The organism is Nostoc sp. UHCC 0302 (assembly GCF_038096175.1).
Classification (GTDB): Bacteria; Cyanobacteriota; Cyanobacteriia; order Cyanobacteriales; family Nostocaceae; genus UHCC-0302.
Window position 1 is genome coordinate 1860955 of record NZ_CP151099.1, and the last position, 19427, is coordinate 1880381.

Annotated in this window: 21 protein-coding genes; 6 read left to right on the forward strand and 15 right to left on the reverse strand. The window is 42.2% G+C overall.

All coding sequences use genetic code 11. The annotated features are described in order from the left end of the window. Positions 1 to 127 precede the first annotated feature (127 nt). The 3 genes from WKK05_RS07735 to WKK05_RS07745 all read right to left on the reverse strand — a co-directional run bounded on the left by WKK05_RS07735 (position 128) and on the right by WKK05_RS07745 (position 2498). On the reverse strand, positions 128 to 895 hold the full coding sequence (locus WKK05_RS07735) for a phycobilisome rod-core linker polypeptide (RefSeq protein ID WP_341529166.1): 768 nt from the start codon (positions 893 to 895) through the stop codon (positions 128 to 130). Between the two features lie 455 nt (positions 896 to 1350). Next, positions 1351 to 1905, reverse strand: coding sequence for a hypothetical protein (locus WKK05_RS07740; RefSeq protein WP_341529167.1), 555 nt, complete (start codon positions 1903 to 1905; stop codon positions 1351 to 1353). Next, entirely contained in the window at positions 1899 to 2498 is a 600-nt protein-coding gene (locus WKK05_RS07745; RefSeq protein ID WP_341531046.1) for a phycobiliprotein lyase, read from the reverse strand. The genes WKK05_RS07740 and WKK05_RS07745 overlap by 7 nt, the downstream gene beginning before the upstream one ends. 302 nt (positions 2499 to 2800) lie before the next feature. Here WKK05_RS07745 and WKK05_RS07750 point away from each other — a divergent pair, with 302 nt between their 5' ends. The 4 genes from WKK05_RS07750 to WKK05_RS07765 all read left to right on the forward strand — a co-directional run bounded on the left by WKK05_RS07750 (position 2801) and on the right by WKK05_RS07765 (position 5628). After that, entirely contained in the window at positions 2801 to 2968 is a 168-nt protein-coding gene (locus WKK05_RS07750; RefSeq protein ID WP_341529168.1) for an NblA/ycf18 family protein, read from the forward strand. Between the two features lie 656 nt (positions 2969 to 3624). Then, on the forward strand, positions 3625 to 4182 hold the full coding sequence (locus tag WKK05_RS07755; RefSeq protein WP_341529169.1) for a bleomycin hydrolase: 558 nt from the start codon (positions 3625 to 3627) through the stop codon (positions 4180 to 4182). A 78-nt stretch (positions 4183 to 4260) separates the two neighbouring features. Next, complete coding sequence (locus tag WKK05_RS07760; protein ID WP_341529170.1) at positions 4261 to 4755, forward strand: bleomycin hydrolase; 495 nt, start codon at positions 4261 to 4263, stop codon at positions 4753 to 4755. A gap of 264 nt (positions 4756 to 5019) precedes the next feature. Then, entirely contained in the window at positions 5020 to 5628 is a 609-nt protein-coding gene (locus tag WKK05_RS07765) for a HEAT repeat domain-containing protein (RefSeq protein WP_341529171.1), read from the forward strand. Between the two features lie 197 nt (positions 5629 to 5825). Here the strand turns inward: WKK05_RS07765 and WKK05_RS07770 are convergent, their stop codons facing one another. The 4 genes from WKK05_RS07770 to WKK05_RS07785 all read right to left on the reverse strand — a co-directional run bounded on the left by WKK05_RS07770 (position 5826) and on the right by WKK05_RS07785 (position 8834). Next, positions 5826 to 6758: a HEAT repeat domain-containing protein gene (locus WKK05_RS07770; RefSeq protein ID WP_341529172.1), complete on the reverse strand. Its 933-nt coding sequence runs from the start codon at positions 6756 to 6758 to the stop codon at positions 5826 to 5828. A gap of 116 nt (positions 6759 to 6874) precedes the next feature. Continuing rightward, positions 6875 to 7114 carry a hypothetical protein gene (locus WKK05_RS07775; protein WP_341529173.1) on the reverse strand — a complete coding sequence of 80 codons (240 nt, stop codon included), beginning with the start codon at positions 7112 to 7114 and terminating at the stop codon, positions 6875 to 6877. 588 nt (positions 7115 to 7702) lie between these two features. Continuing rightward, entirely contained in the window at positions 7703 to 8503 is an 801-nt protein-coding gene (locus WKK05_RS07780; RefSeq protein ID WP_341529174.1) for a DUF1838 family protein, read from the reverse strand. A 184-nt stretch (positions 8504 to 8687) separates the two neighbouring features. Further along, positions 8688 to 8834 carry a hypothetical protein gene (locus WKK05_RS07785; RefSeq protein ID WP_341529175.1) on the reverse strand — a complete coding sequence of 49 codons (147 nt, stop codon included), beginning with the start codon at positions 8832 to 8834 and terminating at the stop codon, positions 8688 to 8690. A gap of 379 nt (positions 8835 to 9213) precedes the next feature. Here WKK05_RS07785 and WKK05_RS07790 point away from each other — a divergent pair, with 379 nt between their 5' ends. Then, on the forward strand, positions 9214 to 10482 hold the full coding sequence (locus tag WKK05_RS07790) for a HEAT repeat domain-containing protein (RefSeq protein ID WP_341529176.1): 1269 nt from the start codon (positions 9214 to 9216) through the stop codon (positions 10480 to 10482). 398 nt (positions 10483 to 10880) lie between these two features. Here WKK05_RS07790 and WKK05_RS07795 read toward each other — a convergent pair whose 3' ends face one another. From WKK05_RS07795 to WKK05_RS07825, 7 genes are all read right to left on the reverse strand, one after another. Beyond that, positions 10881 to 12620: a phycobilisome rod-core linker polypeptide gene (locus WKK05_RS07795; protein ID WP_341529177.1), complete on the reverse strand. Its 1740-nt coding sequence runs from the start codon at positions 12618 to 12620 to the stop codon at positions 10881 to 10883. Between the two features lie 324 nt (positions 12621 to 12944). After that, positions 12945 to 13283, reverse strand: a complete 339-nt coding sequence (locus tag WKK05_RS07800; protein WP_341529178.1) for a CpeR family transcriptional regulator — start codon at positions 13281 to 13283, stop codon at positions 12945 to 12947. Further along, complete coding sequence (locus WKK05_RS07805) at positions 13277 to 13906, reverse strand: chromophore lyase CpcT/CpeT (protein WP_341529179.1); 630 nt, start codon at positions 13904 to 13906, stop codon at positions 13277 to 13279. Before WKK05_RS07805 ends, WKK05_RS07800 begins: the two co-directional genes overlap by 7 nt. 211 nt (positions 13907 to 14117) lie before the next feature. After that, on the reverse strand, positions 14118 to 14654 hold the full coding sequence (locus WKK05_RS07810) for a phycobiliprotein lyase (RefSeq protein WP_341529180.1): 537 nt from the start codon (positions 14652 to 14654) through the stop codon (positions 14118 to 14120). Positions 14655 to 14909: 255 nt separating this feature from the next. Then, on the reverse strand, positions 14910 to 15668 hold the full coding sequence (locus tag WKK05_RS07815; protein WP_341529181.1) for a phycobilisome rod-core linker polypeptide: 759 nt from the start codon (positions 15666 to 15668) through the stop codon (positions 14910 to 14912). A 329-nt stretch (positions 15669 to 15997) separates the two neighbouring features. Then, a complete protein-coding gene (locus WKK05_RS07820; protein ID WP_341529182.1) occupies positions 15998 to 16750 on the reverse strand; it encodes a phycobilisome rod-core linker polypeptide in 753 nt (250 codons plus the stop codon). A 40-nt stretch (positions 16751 to 16790) separates the two neighbouring features. Beyond that, positions 16791 to 17654: a phycobilisome linker polypeptide gene (locus WKK05_RS07825; RefSeq protein WP_341529183.1), complete on the reverse strand. Its 864-nt coding sequence runs from the start codon at positions 17652 to 17654 to the stop codon at positions 16791 to 16793. Positions 17655 to 18070: 416 nt separating this feature from the next. Here WKK05_RS07825 and WKK05_RS07830 point away from each other — a divergent pair, with 416 nt between their 5' ends. After that, entirely contained in the window at positions 18071 to 18745 is a 675-nt protein-coding gene (locus WKK05_RS07830) for a Coq4 family protein (protein WP_341529184.1), read from the forward strand. Here the strand turns inward: WKK05_RS07830 and WKK05_RS07835 are convergent. Then, a complete protein-coding gene (locus tag WKK05_RS07835; RefSeq protein WP_341529185.1) occupies positions 18742 to 19314 on the reverse strand; it encodes a phycobilisome protein in 573 nt (190 codons plus the stop codon). The two genes, WKK05_RS07830 and WKK05_RS07835, sit on opposite strands and share 4 nt — an antisense overlap. Positions 19315 to 19427: the final 113 nt, after the last annotated feature.

Consider the following 19427-nt stretch of genomic DNA (forward strand, 5'->3'; position numbering starts at 1 on the left):
GCATTAGACATGGGATAAAGTCTGTTTCATTAGTTATATCTAAATGAAACTCCTATATAACCCAAGACTTATGCACGCTAGAAAATGATTTAAAGCGAAGTATTAGCCAGTCACAGACAAAAAATCGTTACTTGATACCTGCTAGTTTGCGATAAGGTACAGATTTTTCGATATCAATGTTGTACGACGAAATCCTTTGTGGAGTATTGCCAGTTGCATTGATATCCTGCGCCATAGACAGGAATAGAGATGGATCGCCAGCCTTGGGCTTCTTCTCTTGTGGGGTGAAACGACGTATTTCCGTCTGCCAAATGATTTGGGGAAAGCCCAGTTTGGCACGGTGATATGCTTCGTATCGTGGAGATTTGATGTTGAAAGGTAACTCACCCTCAGCGCGGGATGGTAGAATTCGACGCCGCTGATAGGGTACTGTGGAGTATCCAAAATTACTCAGGTACTCTTCCGAGTTGAGTAATTCATCAACAAAGCCTCTAATCCCTTTGGTCGCAACTACAATTGACCACGCGATTTTTTCCCGTTCGTTGTAAACGTCGCGTCCTAATACACGTTGAACTACTTGCTCAACAAACCGATAGTTGCTGTTGAGGTCGTAGAAGCTTTTCTTAAAGGTATTAGAAAGCACTAAACCACGAATGAAGTCCCGTACTGTAATCTGTCCATTACGGAGTTGAGACTCTAGGTAGCGTTCGCGATCGGCAGTAAACGCGTAGAAGAATATCTGACGGTATGCTGCTTCGATCAGATCATCTAAATCTGAGGGCGAGAGTAGATTGTCTGTAGTAAAAATTCTGGGTTGTTCATCTCCCGGTACTTCATAACTAGCTACACGCTGGTTTTGACTTGAAGGGGCGTATGTTAACAGAGGAAGTGACACTCTAAAGCCTCCATGTTCTTAATTAAAATTAACAACTTTAAATCACATATTAAGTGAGTAGTTGGATCAGAACTTCAGGATTCTGATAAAGTTTCACGAAACTTAACTAAGGCAGTTAAGTTTTAGGGAAAACAATGATTAGCCTACTGGATTCGGCTCACAGCTCATTAGTAAACTGACCGTGGCTTTGAGTTAATGACTATTAATCACTAAAAGCCGCGTTACCCTATCAGATTAGGAGATTCAGTTTCACTTTTTTGAACTGAAGCAATAATCCTTAACACTGGGGAGTGGGGATTGGGGAAGGTGGGGCCCCCTCTGGGGATTGGGGAGTGGGGAGTGGGGATTGGGGAGGGGTTATTTTGTACCTCACTGGAGTTGGAAACGCTATGTTATTTCGTCATTAGTTATTCTTCCCTTATCCTCCTCCTCCTTGCCCCCCTTGTCCCCAGCCCTCATGCCCCATGCCCTATCCAAAATTCCAGGGGGTCTATGGTTGACTTACAGTGCGGCCAGTTACGTAATGTTGCTTCCATCCCTGACTCCCAGTAAGGCGGTTCCATTCCCAGTCCTAAAGACAGATGAGATAGAATGCTGGCAAACTGCTGGTTATGTCCAGAGTGGCCTACATGGGCATGGGCGTATTCATGGGCAACAATGCCCAACCAGTCATTAGGTGCAACTCGACCGACATCTACCAAAATAGTAATTGGGGTTGTAAGAATATTACATAAACCATCGATGCCAAAGGATTGAGCAATGGGTACTGCAAAAATTTGGATGTAGCGACGTTCTTGGGGATGAAAGCACTCGTGACACGCTTGTAGACAGGCGTTTAGCTGAGCGTTAACCGTGTCAATATTCTCACCAATCCAAGTATAAATGGGGATGCGATCGCGCAGATTATTGAACACATCCACTATCCCTGGTTCTAAGGCCAGTCCCTGTACCAGACGCAGATACTCTAGACCGCGAGTCAAAGCATCAGTTTGATTGAGCTGATTCACCATCCTAAAACAGCATGAAATTGGCTTGCTTCCAAAACATCCTGCGCTTGTTTGGAAGTTACTTCTTCAGATGCCTCAACGCGGGTTTCACTACAAAAGGTTGCTGTGCTAAAGCCACCAAATCGTTTGACTGTACTGGTTCGCAGCCGCAGGTTTGGACTGGCAAACCAGAATCGCTCGATAGAACTCATTGTTTCGTATTCTGTTGTCAGCACTAGCCCATCTTCATCATCGAGATGAAACAAACCAACTACAGGCACAATTTCTGCATAACCTCTTTCGCGGAGTAATCTGCCTTGTCTGGGGTTATCAGCATCAGGCACGATCGCAAATATGGTTTTACCCTCATGGTTCTCATCGTTATCTCTATCCCAAGCCATAGTACCTAGCCAACGTACCCGTGATCCTCCCACTGACAGGCTCGGATCAATTTGGTGATACTGGCATAATTCTATGATTTCTGGATGATCACTAGCCAACGTTTCTACCTGAATGTCTGATTCTCCCGTCTCTGAGCGCTTAAAAGCAAGGTGATGTGTTGCCCGCTGCGATCGCCACCTACCTGCACTTAGCTGAAAAAATTCCATCGCGTCCATCAATCTTCTGACTCCTACTTATTGCTCCTGCGGATGATGTTTTACAGGTTTTTTCTGTTTAGATTTATTGGTATACAAACATTCTAAACATTACAGTGTTCGGTGGTTAGCCTTCAATATGTTCACCATCAAGAGAAAAGCTAGGTGTAGTGTCATGCAATTGTAAATTTTTATTGTGTCAATTCTTTATGACTTGACAATGCAACCTTTCTAATATCTCAGTGCTAAAATAGTAAAAATAGCGTTTGCATCAGCAGTAGCAATCAAACACCTTTGGATTTAGTCAATTAGAGGAGTGAATTATGGACTTCCCCATTGAACTGAGCTTAGAACAACAGTTCCGCTTACAAAACTTGAAAGACCAAGTTAAAGATTTGAGTAAAGAAGAAGCTCAGGAATGTTTGTTAGAAGTTTTACGGCAGATGATGGTAAAAGACAACTTAGTCAAGCATTTAATTAAACAAGCTTGAAAACTAACACCGCTACTTTGGAATTCAAAAAGCTGATGACGTAACCTTTTGGATAATTTTGTCAACCCAAAGCGGCTTACTCAAGGCGATGGTAAGTTTATTTCCGTCGTTTTGTAGTGGTACTCGATTAACTAAAAATTGCTGTATAAAGACGGGGAGTAAGCAATGAACGCGAGGAAAAGTATTTTGGCTTTTCTTGGTTATGAGTGCTAACTGATTTGGTTACGCAAAGAATTAAGGGCTTTTAAGCATTTAATTAAAATTTTATTTGGGTGCAAAATTCTATCGTTTTTTAATTGATATTAGCCTGGGTGTAAGTAGTTAAAACTCACCCAGGCTTGTTAGTGAGTATTTGCTTGTAAATCAACTTGAGTTCAACGGTTTTAAAAAACCCCTCTCTTGAAAAGCTCAGGAGTTACGCACTCTCGACTTCCCCGGCTTTATGCATAGGGTCATTCTGACCCTGATTTGGAACTCTTCTCAACCAGCACTTTTATCACACCAGCCGCTAGGGAATATTACAGATTATTACTTTGTCTCTCATAGTAAAGACTAGGGTACAGTTAATCCCCTATGTTTTTCCTTGGCTACTCGCAATTAATCGAGAACACGCCAAAAATAATATCCACCATTTGTGAATATCTAAGGAGAACTCAATGGTTCTTGACGCTTTTTCTAGAGCTGTGCTGACAGCAGACGCTAAAACCGCTCCTATAGGTGGTGCTGATTTGGCAGCCCTCAAGAGCTTCATTGCTGAAGGCAACAAGCGCTTGGACGCAGTAAACGCGATCGCTAGCAACGCTAGCTGTGCGGTTTCTGATGCGATCGCTGGGATTGCTTGCGAAAACACTGGTTTGCTACAATCTGGCGGTAACTTGTACCCCACTCGTCGTCATGCTGCTTGCCTGCGTGATGCTGAAATCGTTCTGCGCTACGTAACCTATGCGCTGTTAGCGGGTGATTCTTCTGTATTAGATGATCGCGCTCTAAATGGGCTGAAAGAAACCTACACAGCTTTGGGAGTTCCCACCAGCTCTGCTATCCGCGCTTTCCAAATTCTGAAGGCTATCAGCGTTGCCCACATCACCAACACCAACACTGAAGCTAACGCTGGTAAGAAATTCCGCAAGCAAGAAGTTGTTCAAGGTGACTGCTCTGCTCTAGCTGCTGAAGCTGCTAGCTACTTCGATCGCGTTATTTCTGCTCTGAGCTAATAACTCATAGCTAACGGCTATTAGCCAAACAAACTGAAATTAAAACCCGATCAAATCCCACCTGGAGTATAAAAAGCAATGAAATCAGTTATCACCACAGTTATTACATCTGCTGATGCAGCAGGTCGTTTTCCCAGCACCTCTGACCTAGAATCAGTTCAAGGTAGCATTCAACGTGCTAACGCTCGTTTAGAAGCTGCTGAAAAGCTAGCTTCCGGTATCGATGCTGTAGCTAAAGAAGCTTATGATGCTGCTTTTAAGAAATATCCTTACTTGAACCAAGACGGTGAAGCTGGCGACACCCAAGGTAAAAAAGACAAGTGCCTCCGCGACATCAAGCACTACCTACGCTTGATCAACTACAGCTTGGTTGTAGGCGGTACTGGCCCATTGGATGAGTGGGGTATTGCAGGTGCGCGTGAAGTATATCGCTCATTAGGTCTGCCTACCGCTCCCTATGTAACCGCGTTGACTTATACCCGCGATCGCGCTTGCGCTCCTCGCGACTTTTCTCCCCAAGCGTTGGTTGAATTCCGCAATCTGCTCGATTACGTAATCAACTCCCTTTCATAATGACGCGGGTTGACTAGACGGGGGTTAGTCATACTCTAGAACTCAGGGACTCTCAGTCTGTTGCTTTGCCTATAGTGGTTGAGTGATTGACCTAGAGTCCCTTAGTTTTTGGTCGTAATTCGTAATCAGGAGTAGAGACGCGATTATACTCTGCGAGAAGACGCTCTTCGAGCGTCTACGCGTCTCCACAGTAGTTGGGAGTATAGTAATAAATTAGCCCTACTCCCTAATCCCCACTCCCCTATTCCTATATTAATTAAGCTGATGAGTACAGATTCTCTATTTCAACAATTAAAACATCCCAATCCCAATCTCCGCGAAAGAGCTATGTGGGAACTGGCTGATGCTCGTGATGAAAATACTATTCCTCGCCTAATGAGTATTTTGGATGAAGAGGATGTGACTTACCGTCGAGCTGCGGTAAAGGCACTAGGTGCAATTGGTATAGATGCTGTACCGCCACTCGTAGAGTCATTGCTAAATAGTGATAATGCGACTGTTCGGGGCAGTTGTGCTAAAGCCTTGGCACAAGTCGCCGCTAACCATCCAGATATTCCCTTCCCAGATGAAGGATTACAGGGATTAAAAACAGCACTCAATGACCCAAATGGTGTTGTTTATATTGCCTCTGTGATGGCACTAGGTGAGATTGGTTCGCCTGCTTTTGAGATTTTAACTGAAGCTCTGAAAACCACGGATAATGTTGCGGTGGCTGTGGCGATTGTGAATGCACTCGGTTCGATGGGTGATGTTCGAGGCGTAGAAGTGCTAACGGCATTGACCAATGATGAATCAGTTGACCCTTACGTTCGTGAGTCAGCAGTGAGTGCATTACCGCGATTGGATCTGGTAATTAACTATAAAAGAGCGTAGCAAATCGGTGTATACAGGTGAATTAAATGAATAGGCTGGGCGACACCTTGCGAATACAAACTTTGCGCTCCTTGGCGCTGAACTCTGCGCCCCTCTGCGTTTAAACTTAAACTCTCAATTGATCGCACTCCTCTTCTGTTTCAATCACCTTGGTCAGATGCAACATAAGTAGTGGGAAAGCAAGAGCGATCGCTTTATTACCAAGCATCTTCTTTTAAGAATTTCTCAATTTGAGAAATCGCCAACTTGATCACCGCCTGAACTGGTGCTTCCTTTTCTTGAAGCAATGCGGTTTGCAGAGGTTCTAATACAGTTCGACCCTCTTGTACTTCACTAAGCCCAATCTTCATCAAAGCCAAAGCCGCTGCTTTGCGACTTTCCCACTCAGAATGATGCAGTAACTCAACGAGGTTGGGAATCGCTGGTTGATAGGTGAGATTTCCTAAAGCTGCTGCTGTTTCACTGCGGACAATTTCAGCTTGATCTGCCAGAGCATTAAGTAGTATATCGAATGCTCCTGGTTCATTTTCTTCCTGAGCAATTTTAGCGATCGCCCCAACTACAGCAGCCCGAACCTCAGCTGAATCAGAGTTAATCCCCTGATACAAATACTCTTTAGCCTCTGCTCCAATAAATCCCAGCGCCCATACTGCGTGTCCTTTAGCGCTTTCTGGATACTCGGTTGATGCTAAAATTTTCAGCAATGCTGGCACAGCGGGCTTACCTATCTTAGCAAGAGCGCCTACTGCTGAGCCTTTGACAACTGTATCTTCATCATTTAAAAGGGCATTCACCAAGGTAGGAACTGCTGTTGGGTCACCGACGAGTGTTATGGTTTTAGCACTGGCTCGTCGCACCACAGGATTAGGATGATTTGCCAAAGCATCCAGCAAGAGTGGAGTCGCCGCTTTACCTACTTTACCCAATGTCTCCGCGAAACTCAGCCTCACCATCCCTCTTGAATCCCCCAGACTCTCAACCATTTGCTTTAGCAGATGTTGATCATTGGGGTTGAATGTATTCAAATTTATTTGCTCTCTGACTGCTTCTAATAAAGCATCAGTTTCTGTATGGGACAGTTGAACTAAATTATCCCCAGACTGAGTTTCGGAGTTGAGCATATTACTCATAGCTAAATTATTAAGATTGAGATTAAACAATTCGTAATTCGCAATTTTTCTTCAATTACGAATTACGAACTTGTACTGAGCGTAGCCGAAGTATTACGAATTACGAATTATATTAACTAGTTACTAACGCTCAAGGCAGCTTGCTGATTGCGGAGTTCTTGGAGTGCAGAATCAATCTTGGCAAGCTCAGGCTCCAAGTTTGCCATGACGCTTACTCTCATCAATTTAGCTCGTTTTGCCGTTTCCATAGTTTCATTGACTAAACGTTCCCGATATTGCTCAAGTTCTGCAATTACTTCTGCCAAATCTTCAGCGGTTGTATTATCGGTCGCTCTGAGTTCTAAATTTTCATCCATACTATGTTGCTTCCAAAATGCGTATTTTATATGATGATTTGTTGCCAGGTTGGCTGTTATTTGTCTGCGGTTACTCGTGAAAAACCTGTGATTACCTAATGCATAAAAATGAAAACTTGGCAATAGGCAACTGAGTAATAGCTGACAGATATTGATCTTCTCAGATTGCGTTACCAGTAGTAAACCTTTTTAAAGAAATTCTGGAGAATCACTCAACTGCATACCTATCCCCAAGTTCTGATGTGTTCTTGGGGACTTCAATAAAATAAATTATCCAGTTCGTAATGCACCTTAAATTGTTGATGGTGAAGCAGCGCTGCGGGAGGGTTTCCCTCCGCAGGCGACTGCTGAACCCAAAGGGTGTGCGCTTGGCGACAACACACCCTACATTTTAATTTTTTAATGTAGTCTGTAGTGATGTGTTAAGCCGTAAGCTAACGCACCTTAAATTGTTGATGGTGCGTTGCGCTCTTGGTAATTCGTAATTAATATACACTTAAAAAAGATTGATACAGGCGGTTTTCCATCTGCTATTTTCTCTATTCCTTAAACAATACATCCTTGGCAAATTTGGTATTACCTATCCAATTAAGAGGTTTCCTCTAGTGGAAAAATTTCTCCGCGCAAGTAGGATTCAAAGTATTTTTTAAAATATTTAATACTTGTAATATTTGGTTCCTCACTTTCTTCCGGTGTGAATTCATAAATTGGTAATTTTTCTCTCACCAGTTTGACCAATTTAGGATTAAGCTCCTCAAAGTCATCTACTCGAAATATTGTGGTTTCAAACCGTAACTTAGCTGGATGACCATAACCTAACTTCATCCAAGGCATCCAAGGACAATCTCTTGCCCACTTAGCAGGAGGGACATCAACAGCATCAGGACGGCAAGCATTTGATATAAAGTATTCAACTCCCTTAAACTTTTCTCCGGGGCAATAGTCGGAGAATTTACTATCTCCTGCTAACGGATGTGGATATTCTAAGGGAATTTCCATTACAGAGCTAATATATCCTTTGCCTTTAGGTATGATAAATTTTTTTGGTTTAACTGCGCCTTGGACAATTCGGTTAGCAATGTGTACTACTGGTACTGGTTGACTAGCTTTTGGTGACTGCCAAAAATGCAGAATCTCTTGTGTTTCTGGGTCACAAAATAGACCCAACTCTCTATTAATACGATACCCAACTTCACCGAATTCAGAATCTGGTTTGAGAAATACTTTTGTGGCATTCATGCCAATAATAGAAAACAATTTTTCTCTTGGTTTCTCTGGTGTTTCTTGCCACCAAATTTCTCCAGACCAATTGTAATATAGCTGTAACCCATGATTCTTTCTATAAAAATCGAGGTTATTAAGTTCGTAGTCATCTAAGTACTCACTCATGTTTTTATCATCCTCAAATCTTTGTGATTGACTTTACCAGTCCCTCTTGGGCGTAGACGCTCTGCGGCTTGCCGTAGGCATCGCAGTTATCACCCAAAAGCTCACTTAACAAATTTATTTTATTTTGGCGCAAACTCTAACATAACTGGAAAGTTAGGCGTGGGAAAGAATCAGAGGAGATAGTTCAAGGTTCTGAGACAGCAGAAGTAACAAATGCGATCGCCAAAGTAACAAATGCGTTCGCCGAAATAACAAATGCGAACGCCAAATCAACAAATGCATTCGCCGAAATAACAAATGCATTCGCCGAAATAACAAATGCGTTCGCCAAAGTAACAAATGCGTTCGCCGAAGTAACAAATGCGAACGCTGAAATAACAAATGCGAACACCAAATCAACAAATGCGAACGCCAAATCAACAAATGCGAACACCAAATCAACAAATGCGAACGCCAAATCAACAAATGCGAACGCCGAAGTAACAAATGCGTAGGCGTAGCCAGCACTTCGGCAAGCTCAGTGACCACCGTAGATATCGCCAAATAGCAAATACGCTCCTTGCACAGACGCGTAGACGCTCGAAGAGCGGCTTCTCGTAAGAGTATAATCGCGTCTGTACGCCTGCTCCTCTGCTTCTTAAGAGTCCCCAGTCCCTAGTACGATAATAAACATGACCTTTGGGCAACTCTCCTCAGTTAGTTATAAATCAATGGATAAACGTTTTTTTAAAATTTTTGGACTAACAGAAGAACAAGCGATCGCAATTATCGATACCCCATTAGAACAACTCGAAGACCCTTCTGATAAATATATTGCTGTTTCACATCTCATTAATTTTCCAACAGAGCAATCAATTGCAGCTTTAGTACGTGCAATTGAAACTAGTAACCCAGATGAGCTAGACCACCGGATTGTTCGCCGCAAGGCTGTAGAAAGTCTTGGACGATTACAGGTAGAATCAGCTTTACCTGTGATTAGAGAGTGTCTTAAAGATGATGATATTTATACTATAGAAAATTGCGTGTGGGCGATAGGAGAAATTGGAACTAAAGACCCAGAAATCCTTGAAGACGTAGCACAACTGCTTGATCAACCAGGCCAAATCTATCGAGTGATTATTCATACGCTGGCTAACGCAGACTACAAACCAGCTCTAGAAAGGATACAGAAATTTACAGAATCTGAGGATGAACCTACCCGCAGTGCGGCGATCGCTACAGTATGTCGCTTCACGGGTGACTACTCCCAAATCACTAAGGTGATGGAGTTATTACAAAGTTCCAATGTGAATGCGCGGCGTGGTTGTATTCAAGACCTGATTGATTCACGTTATTACAAAGCTATTCCAGAAATTGCTCGTTGTCCTGTCTCTTTGGTGTTTCGATTACGAGCTTTACGGATGCTCTTGGATGCAGGTGTTCCCAGTGGTGAAATTACCTTTGCAGAATTTCAACCCTACTTGGAGCAAGTGCTGCTCGATCATCCCAGCAACCTTGATTTAGTACACGAGTACGATGTCACACCTGTACTGAATTTTGTGATTGAGGAACTCTATCAAACCGATTTTGGACGATGCTATTTAGCTGCAAAAACCTTACTGGATGTTTATCCAGAGGAAGCACCAGCAGCATTATTAGCAACTTATACAAACAAAGCTTATAACGATTATGGCGGTCACTATCATGTGATGAAACTTCTGGGCTGGCTCAAATATGCCCCTGCTTATGATTTGTTAGTGGAAAACCTGTACAACAAAGAACCTCAGTTTCAAAAATCTCGTGCTGCTTGTGCGATCGCACTTGGTGAATTGGGCGATAAAAGAGCAATTCCTGAACTCAAAACTTGCTTGAATACGCCAATTTGGGATTTGAAATACGCTTGTTTATTAGCACTAGACCGTTTAGGTGACTCCTCTGGTCGAGAAATTTGCGTTCATGATGCCGATTGGTTAATTCGGGCAAAAGCAACGATTCAGTGAGTTGTACAAAAATCATGGCTTGATGGAACCCACCACCGCAGCCAAGTTACAACACTCCTTCAGCAGCTTGGTCGAGATTATGGTGTAACCAACTTTCTAGCTATGTATGATTTAGCAAAAGATGCAGTCTAATATCATTGTAAGAAGTTTATCAATTTAGAAACCCCAAGCTGAAGCAAAATCTCAGTTTGGGGTGGTTCATTCGTATGATTATTAAAGGTCTAAATTAACGTGAGTTCGACAAGTGCTATGTTGACCTCTCCCCCAGCCCCTCTCCTACGAGGAGAGGGGAGTAAAACCATTATTTTTTCGTTGCTCCTCCCTCTCCGCTTCGGAGAGGGAGGTTGGGAGGGAGAGGTTCATCGAACTCACGTTAAATTACAGAAAATAGTCGTAAGTTAACCAACAAAAACGCGACTGCGCCACTTATTCAAGCGGGCTTCTCCAATCGAGGCAAAGCGTCGAGCATCAGCAATTTGCTCTTGCAAAGCAGCAATCTGTTGTACTTGCGCGTCGGCTTGCTGTTGTAAAGATGCAGATTTGTCGGTACTTGTAACGGAAGTGCTAGACTCCCCAGTGTTGCTAAATTGTGTTGTACCAATGCTGGCAAAGGGTCGCAAGTCTGCTAATTGTTTTTGCAAAGCTGCAATCTCACTTTCTTGCTGTTGAATCTTTTGCCGCAAAACTTGTTCGGCTTCTGCAAGCGCTGCTGTGTATGTATTCTGTTGGGCTTCAGCAACTTCTGGCTTACGCTTAAACACCTCAGCGAGAATTGCACTCACATCTGAGGGTTTCTGTCTGCCGTAGGGGGCGTTAATAATTAGCGATCGCACTAACTGAGGTTTATTATTTGTTGCTAGGTTCTTGTCACTGCTAGAATTACTCCGCAGCAGTTGCAACATATTGGTAAATTCCAATATCTTTGTGCCAGCTTGGGTTTTGTAGCCTCGGTAAAATGGCACTACATTTTCCCCATAAGCATCTTGATATTCGTCGCTATCTAGGTAGGAATCAATATCTGCTTCAAAACCGAACTCATCCAGAATATTGCTATGATAAATCGTCTCAGAGTAGTCATCGGGAGCGCGACCCAGTAGATGCTTAAAGTTCAGCTCAATCGCGCGGTAACGGTAAACGTTATAAAAAAATCTGGAGCGATACAACTCCGACTTAGCAACCTGACGCACAAACTCACGGACGCTGATTATACCTTCCTTGAGTTGGGATTCTGGGACGACTAGCCGTTCACTCTCCATCACGTAGGCATTGCCCAATACTTGCCGATAAACTGCTCGAATTAAAATTTCGATTTCATTTAATGAAGCACCAGGCCACAGCTCTATCGGTTCTGTCTGGGACAATGTTTGATACTGGCTTTGTCTGATTTCATCGTCTGAAAGGGTTTTCTTGGTTCGCTTAGGAGTGTCCAATGGCTGATACCTCTGCTTGAAAATATTTGCTAACAATTTACTGACATCTGTTGTAGTATTTGATGTTGCACCTAAAGGTGGCACGATCGCTGTTGGAGTATTGGTCAATAGGGAGCGATTCAGTCCAGAGTGAGTTCCTTTGATACTGGCTTGGTCACTACTAGAAGCGCCGCGTAATAAGCCAAACAGGTGGGTAAAACCAACTACATTTTTGCCTGTTTGGGTTTTGTAACCACGGTAATACGGCACTGTATCTTCGCCAAATGCCGCTTTATACTCATCGCTATCAAGATAAGAGTCAATCTCAGCTTCAAAGCCGCTTTCATCTAGTAAATGAGTGTGATGTGTCATCTCGGCGTGGTCATCAGGCGCACGACCGAGTAAATGCTTAAAGTTAAGTTCAATAGAACGGTAACGGGGATAATTATCAAAAAAGCGCGATCGGTAAAGTTCCGATTTAGCCACTTGCCGCACAAACTCACGAACACTAAGTTCCCCTTGCTTGAGTTGCGACTCTAGCACTGTCAGCCGCTCACTCTCCATAACATAGGTATTGCCCAATACTTGCCTGTAAACGGCTCTAATCAAAATTTCAAGTTCTTCTTCAGAACTACCTATTTGTCGATGGATCGGGTCTGAGTCTTCAAACAATCCTACACCCAACTCAGAGGCACGGCTAATCACAGGGTTGATAAAACTACTAACCATTTCAACAACCTCCTAAAAAATATTTATTTTTAAAGGTGATGGGAGCTAGGCAGTTATCAGTCGTTTCTTAGTACCACTAACCACTAACCTTTCCTAATTTCCTTTACAGTCAGGATTTAAGCTATCAAGTTTTGGGTAGTTTTTTAGTTACATTTTCTAACAAACTTAGACGGCTAACACCTAATAACTAACAGCTAATAGTATTACAAAATTAGCAATCAGCAATTAATTGTTAGCCGTTTACACTCTTTAGGAGTAGTAAAAATTCAAAATTAAATAGTTATTGTTTGAATTTTTATTTTTTAAATTGGAGCAAAGCAATGGTCAAGCACGTAAATCAAATCTAGTATAGAAACCACCGTATTTTATCCAGTATTGTTTCAAGTCATGATGAGGCGTATGTAAGCTTGCTTTTGCTTGATATAAAATAACTTGTCGATGATCACCCATCCAAATTTTATTAACTGGGTTAACAGATATTACTGTTCCTCCTAGAGCTGCAACACATTCAGAGAATCTGTCAATTGTCGTATATTCTACTGTCTCGAATATAAAAAAGTTACCAGAACAAATCAAGTGGCGGCTGCGAATCCAAGAACGCATTTTTTTTTCAGCCTGTGGAGGTAACATTTTGGCTTTAATAGACTCAAGCTGAACTAACATAATACGCTCACTACTTGTAATTCCTCAGCAAAACTTTCCTTTTTTTCAAACCGCAAAGGGCCAGCAGTAGATCCCCAAACTTGCTGATGGCTTTCAACATCCATGCCTTTATCTAGACTTATCCAAGTATGCTCTGTTACTTCCACATCGCTGACAAGATATGTCTGGCAACCATTGCGTTGAATCAGACATTGATTGCCTGGTTCTACACTACCTCGAAACATTTCCCCGTCTCGAACAAAGACCATCGAACAGTTATAACGTCGTTCAATGCATTCTGGGGTGATGGTTCTAAGAATATCTAATTCACGAGCAGCACCTGCATAAAGTATGGGGTCTTTTAAGCTGTAATTTTCGATGTAAATGCGATCGCCCTGATCTACTAATTTATGCACACCCTGGCGATAAGGTGTCCATAAATCGTGGTCATATGCTTGTTCTGAATAAAAACCGACAGCAGAAAAAAATTCAAATGGTAAAGGACGGAAAAAAATGTGAATGTGAGCGTAAAGTTGAGGATTTGCAAAAGATTGCTTGTAATTGCTAAAATCTCCTGCCATCCAAGAAGCTAAGGTGAGCAAATCGCTAGCGTTGGTGCTAGTACTGCTGGGCGCTATCGTCATATTCAACCTCAGAAGCGACACAAGAAAAGTAAATGATTTCTTTAATGAGAATTCAGGAGTCAGGAGTCAGGAGTAGAGACGCGATTATACTCTTGCGAGAAGCCGCTCTTCGAGCGTCTACGCATCTCTACAGGAGTTGGGAGAAAATTCTGAATCCTGAATTCTGAATTCTAGATTCTGATTTCTTCTTCAATGTTTTAATCCGAGATTGCTAACTAGCCGAACTCGATAAAGAACGAATCTCTGAAGAAAAAGAAGCTGTGGTTATGCCTTTACCATCACTGGTTTTAATCATCGCTACCCGAAATCGCAGATTTGGGTTAGCAAACCAAATTCGCTCTTCAGCAGCGGCGAGGTCATATTCTGTTAACAGAGTGAAAATACCATCGTCACCTAAGTGATATTTAGCAATTGCTGGGATTGTTTCGGCGTATCCTTTATCTCGCAGAAGTTTGCCTTTAGAGGGATTTTCTAGATCAGGAATTGGAACCAGCACAGTAGTACCAGCAAGCGGTTTGTCCTCCCAATCTGATTGTCCTTCCCAAGTCATGCGAAATGGGTGGGTAATAGTTGCGGGGTCAATCTCATATAATTTACAGATATCTAATACCGCTGGATCGTCCGTAGCAAGAGACTCAATGTCAATATTAGAAAGGACTTCTTCAAAGTGAGCGAATGCTAAATGATGAGCGCTACGCTGCGATCGCCATCGTCCAATTGAAAGTTCAAAAAATTTCGTGATTTCCATTACATTAATGATTTCAAAAACACTATACAATCTGAAAAATATCCTAGATTAAAATTTGCTACCCCAGTCTCTATTCTGGCCCCTTTGCAAACAACGGTAGTAATTTTTCAGTTAACTAGAAATATGTTAAACACAGTTCAAGGCTATTTTCACCGCGACATAGTTTCTACTTAGGCAAAAATTGGTCAAAATTTATTAATAAAACCAGAAAGTCGGATACAACTTTCAGTTGCTGCATCTTTAATTTAGACAAATCTAGGTAAATTCAGTGATACTGATGATCTTGCCGCCCAGTTTATGGATGTTTTGCATTTGCTGAGATAATTGGTTGTAGTCAACTACATATTCTGTGTTGCCTAAGCGGCTACGTAAGCCAGTGCAACCCTTAGCAAATTTAATCAAAAAGCGTTTACTGGTGCTGCTGACGCTGGAACCAGCAACGGGAGTTTTGATAGATGTGGGCAAATTTGCTGCTATATCAGTAATTAGCTTGGCTTTGCGATCGCTATCACTACTAGCTGTTCCCCTTAACAAGCTAAACATCCGGTTAAAGCTAACATTCTTCATCCCGGTTTGGCTACTAGTACTGCGAACATAGGGAACAGTATCCTCGCCAAAATTCTGCTGATACTCATCGCTATCAATATATGATTCGATTTCAGCATCGTAGCCCTGTCCATTATAGATGCCCACATGTTCAGCAATTTCTGACTGTTCGCCAGGAGGACGACCCAACAGATGTTTAAAGTTCAGTTCAATAAACCGATATTGAGAAGAAGAGTTAAAAAACAGAGATTGATAAAGTTCTGATTTGGCAACGGCTTTGACAAATTCACGCACGGTCATGCTACCAACTCGCAATAATGATTCAGCACTTAGTAAGCGCTGACTCTCCATTAAATGCTCATTACCTAAAATCTGTTTATAAACTGTCCGAATCAGCGTTTGTAATTCATCTTCGGTAGTCTTAGGAAGCAGTTTAGCCCTGGGTGAATCAGTAGCCCAAAGTAACATTGAAGCATCTCCTGAAAAATGTTAATTAAATTAAATTTCCATTGGCTCTGCCTCTTACAGAGGTAATTTTGCGTCAGTTGTAAATTTATATTAATTGTTTTGCTTTATTTAATTCACGATTTATTATTTTTAGCTCTACTTCCATCTACTTAATTTGATACATTAAAAATCTTGGGAAAGTTGGAATTTCGGACTATATCTTAATTTTTTTTATTTACCATTGATCAAAACTGGAGACTAGAGACTGGGAAGTAGTAACTAGGAAAAGACTTTGCCAAAACCCAATCCTTAATACCTAATACCCAGTCCCTAGTACCCAATCCTATTTTTTAAAAAATCTCTGTGATGCTAACAATTTTCCCATTAGTACGATGAATCCGCTGAATCTGCGGTGTCATCTTGCTAGCAGGAACAATGTACTCATTTGTACTCCGACGGCGAGGGCTGTCAGATTTTCCACCCTGAACGAGGATTTTAAATCTCTTTTCAGTACTGCCAACTGTACTGAGTGGCTTAATCTTAGTAGCGCTGTTAGTAGCTACCGCGTACACTAATTGAGAATTTTTAATGCTACTTGAGCTTTCAGCTGCACCACGGACAAGTCCAAAAATCCGGTTATAACCGACTTGCTTCTGTCCTACTTGGCTGCTGTTTCCCCGATAGTAGGGTACAACGTTTTCGCCAAAGGCTGTTTCGTACTCAACGCTATCAATGTAGGAATCGATGTCGGCATCATAGCCGCTTTCAATGCTACGACGGATATGTTCAGAAACCTCTGTTTGATCTAGAGGCGCACGACCTAACAGATGCTTGAAGTTAAGTTCAATAAACCGATAGGGAGCAGTAGTTTCAAAGAATCTGGCGCGATAAATCTCAGATTTAGCAACGATTCGCACAAAGTCACGAACGCTAATTTTGCGATCGCGCAATTGCGATTCACCAGTTATTAGGCGCTCACTTTCTAACAGATGTGCGTTACCCAAAACCTGCTTATAGACGGCTCGAATTACTGCTTCGACTTCCTCAATAGAGGTAGTTTGCAATAGTTCCACTTTCGGGGAATTTATAACTAAGGTTCCCATTTAGATTTCTCCCAAATTATGTTTTTTAACAGACAAACTTTTAGTTAACGGGAGTAATACTGGCGATCGTACCGCCTTGCTTGTGAATCCGCTGATAAGATTCCGATAGCTGATTGTAGGGTACGAACAAAACTTGGTTGCTGCGGCGAAATTTGGAAATCCGATTTACCGCATTTGAACGATAGCCAGTAACTTCAACGCGATAGACCTTGCCATCATCACCTGCTCCCACACCTTGACGAGTGCGAGCAGCACCTGCTGGAGTACGGAATGTCGCACCGCTGCTGGCTGGTGAAATTACTGGGGTGGCAATGTTTTGAATTACTAAACTGTTCAACTTTGGCTGTTTGCCAGCTAAGTCACCTTTGAGACTACTGCTAGAAGCACCACGTACAAGTTGGAAAAAGTGAGTAAACTGAACTAAACCCTCTATAGCTTCGGTTTTGTAGCCTCGAATATATGGCACAAAGTTTTCGCCAAAGGTACTCTGGTACTCGTCGCTATCGATATAGGAATCAATATCAGCCTCAAAACCCTCTGTATCCAGAATGGTGCTGTGTGCGCGTGTTTCATCTAGATTTAAAGGCGCACGACCAAGGAGATGTCTGAAATTCAACTCAATCGCCCGATAACGAGGAGCGTTTTCAAAAAAACGCGAACGGTAAAGTTCTGACTTAGCAACTTGACGCACAAATTCACGGACGCTAATCTCACCACGCTTGAGTTGTGACTCAGGTACAACAAGCCGTTCACTCTCTAACACATAAGCATTACCCAAAACTTGGCGGTAAATTGCTTTAATGATGCTTTCTTTTTCTTCTACTGAGATACCCGGAACCCACTCAAGAGGGGGGGTCTCGTCAAACAAGCTGACGCCTAATCGCGATGCCGAACCGAAAGCCATTCAAACTATCTCCCAGTTAACAACAAGAATTTTTATGAGAAGGATATTCAGCAGATTTTACAAAACTTTACATTACTTGACAGAAAAAGGACTATAGAGTAATTAGTCTTTTTAGCCTTATGATTTGAGTTTTTGTAAGTTTTTGCATCTTTTGCCTTTAATTATTCTGATACGATGCTGAAACCATATTTGTTAAAAATTGTTAAGTTACATTAGGAATTTCAGCTTTTTTTCAGGATTTGAATTAGCTATTTATGGTGTTGACCTAGCCATGAGGATTTACAGCTAGGTGTTGCAAAGATTTTTTCTGGTTTCAGTAATTATGACTATAGTGTTGCCAAGAAACTGAGTAATAATGTCATTAGTTATACTCGTATTCTCGGTAAATAGTAAATTTCTAGAACTAAATATTTATTATGCTTAGTGGCAAAAATAGCAATCTCAGACTGGATTTTTTAAAGACTTTAAAGGGAGCAGTCACTTTAGCACTTGATCCAGGTAGAGCAGATGCTACACCAGACATTGAAGATGGCATGATCAAATTAAAAGCAACTCAGTTAGCAATTGATTACGTCAAAACTGTACCGGGAGTTGTAGAAATTGTCCAAGAGCGATATCTAGCTCCTCCGCCAGATTTGGCTTCTCTAGCAAAACTTCCTTCAGGCTCTTTAGGACGATGTTTTGCTGAATATATTGAAAAAACAGGCTTTGATCCAAACTACTACCGAGGACTGCCAATTACTGATGATACTAGCTATATATTGACTCGCTTACGTCAAACGCACGATATCTGGCATTTAGTCACAGGATTAGGTAGTAATGTCAATGGTGAGCTTGGCTTGCAGGCATTTTGCCTAGCTCAAATTCGGATTCCTTTACCTATCTTACTAATTGCCGGAGGTTTACTACGTACCTTATTTACTGCTCCAGATGAGTTAGGGCTGCTTCTGGAGCAAATTGCTATTGGCTATCGTCTGGGTGCGAAAGCCCAACCCTTTTTGGCGCAGAAATGGGAAGACAATTGGCACAAGCCTTTAGCTGAATTGAGAGAGGAACTAAATGTTGTAGTTGTTGATGAATATGTTCCTTAGAAATTAGCTAATTGAGTGATTAAATGGTCAAAATAGGGTGCAAGAGTTGGTTGTTGATCGGGTTTGCAACGTTTTAAGCTAGCAGCCTTGATACTTTCTAAGCCTAAGATCATCGCATCCAAAGGAACTTGTAATTCTTGATAGAGCAAGTTCATGTAGTGAAGTCCAATGGAACTGGTATATGTAGTATGACCGCCTGCTATGCCATAAGTAATGCAGCGGAGAAAATGCCAGAAATCGCGCCAGCAAGCTTGAGCGCGTTCAGGTGGATAAAGACTTCCTCCAGGCTGGACAATTTGCGGATAGGTTGCCAAAACCTGTTCTCTAGCCTCATCAACAATTTCGGTGACGCGATCGCGTAAAAACTGAGCAACAGGAATCAAAGCCGAATTATTAGGTGACAAGGTTCTAATTTGCAGTAAATCCTCATCGTCTAGATAGCGGCTTGCATCATCCGCAGCTTGGAATATAGCGATCGCAGCTTTTGGATGGGACTGTTCCCACTCAGCAAAGCTGACAATTCTGGCTTTGGCGATTAATTCTTTAACGGTTGCACTTAGTTGAGTCATTGGTGGGGATTGGGGATTGGGGATTGGGGAAGGTGGGGCCCCCTCTGGGGATAAGGGGTAATGGGGACTGGGGACTGGGGATTGGGAAATAAGCTTTTTTCTAATGTTCAATG